1 protein-coding gene and 1 pseudogene are annotated in these 1,678 nt (G+C 73.5%); both read right to left on the bottom strand.

Annotation, left to right across the window (positions count from 1 at the left end; genetic code table 11):
- Positions 1–1,040 (bottom strand): ATP-binding cassette domain-containing protein (locus tag J0670_RS37505; protein ID WP_207817247.1); only part of this gene is annotated, 1,040 nt, incomplete at its 3' end.
- 231 nt (positions 1,041–1,271) lie between these two features.
- Positions 1,272–1,678: pseudogene (locus J0670_RS37510) on the bottom strand (DNA hydrolase); the annotation flags it as partial.

The following is a 1,678-nucleotide window of genomic DNA, read 5'->3' on the forward strand; positions in this document are numbered from 1 at the left end:
GGCTTGTCGGGGCCCCGCTCGGAGGGCTTGTCGGGGTGCTTGCCGGCGCTCTGGCCTGTCTTCTGGCCGGCGTTCTGCTCCGGCCCGGGCTCGGCTTCGGCCTGCGGCTGGAGGCCGAGGTGACCGGAGCGGCCGGAGGCGAGCGGCAGGGCGGCCCGCGGGGCCGGCTGTTCGACCACCCGGTCGGCCAGCTCGTGCAGCATGATCCCGTTGCGGTAGGCGAGTTCACCGATCTCGGTGCGGTCGATTCCGGCCACCGAGAGACCCACGCCGCCCTCCCGGCGGACCTTGGCGCCCTGACTGACCAACAGGTCGGCCAGCCTCGCCATCTGCGGCCCCCGGACGGCCACTTCGGGACTGAGCCTGGTCCGGCAGAACTCCGAGACCGGCTGGTCGGCCACCAGGCGGCCACGGTCCAGGGTGACCACCCGGTCCGCGAGCTGCGCGGCCTCCTGCGGGATGCGGGTGGTCACCAGCACCGTCCCGCCCGCGACGGCGAAGGAGCGCAGGAAGGAGTGGAACCACTCGACGTTGCGCGGTGACAGGCCCTCGGTCGGTGCGTCCAGCAGCAGGGTGCCGGGATCACCGAGCAACGCGGCGGCGAGGGCGAGCCGACGGTGCATGCCGGGTGAGAAGGCCCGCAGCCGCTGCCCGGCGACGCCCGCCAGCCGGGTCTGTTCCAGCAGTTCGTCGGCCCGCCGAGCGGGGACGCCCACGGCCGCGGCGAGCATCCGCAGGTGGTTGCGCGCCTTGAACCCCGGGTGCCCGGCCTCCATCGAGGGCCCGTCCCCGAGGCCCGGCAGCAGCACACCGACCTCACGCTCGGGGCAGCGGAGCCGGTGGTAGGGGCGGCCGTCGAAGAGGGTGATGCCCTGGCCGATTTCGAGTTCGAGCATCAACCGCAGCGCGGTGGACTTGCCCGCCCCCTCGTCCCCGAGCAGCACGGTCACCAGACCGGGCCTGGCGTCGAAGGTCAGATCGAGTACGGCGGGCGGGGCGCCCTTGCGGTACACCTTGGTCAGTCCGGTGATCTGGATCATCGCTGGCTGCTCCCAATGCCCTCGGCCGACCTGCTCGACGCCAGCACATTAGGGGTCAGCACCGCCGATTCCGGGCATTACCGGACCGCCACGGGCCCGCCCCACACCCGCCTCACCCGATCAGGGGAAAATCCGATCCTGCGATTCACGGGCATGCGTTCTCCGGCGGCGGTGTCCACGCCCCCCGGGGCTCAGGGCGCCGGAGTGGACGCCTCCGCCGGGCCCGGGCCCTCAGGCGTCGGGGCGGAGCATCGGCGGGTTGAGGACGGTCGCGCCGCCGGCGGTGAACAACTGGGCCGGGCGGCCGCCCTGGCGGGTCGTCGTGCCACCGGAGGGGAGGAGGAAGCCGGGGGTGCCGGTGACCTTGCGGTGGAAGTTGCGCGGGTCGAGCACCACACCCCATACCGCCTCGTAGACCCGGCGCAGCTCGCCGACGGTGAACTCGGTCGGACAGAAAGCGGTGGCGAGGGAGGAGTATTCGATCTTGGAGCGGGCGCGCTCCACGCCGTCGGCGAGGATCAGGCCGTGGTCGAAGGCGAGCGGGACGCCGTCGGCCGGGCTCTCGCCGAGGAGTTCGCCGACCGGGGCCCAGCGGGCACTGCTCGCGTCGCCGCCGGCCCGGGGGGTGGGGAGGTCGG

This window comes from Streptomyces sp. FH025 (genome assembly GCF_017427025.1).
Classification (GTDB): Bacteria; Actinomycetota; Actinomycetes; order Streptomycetales; family Streptomycetaceae; genus Kitasatospora.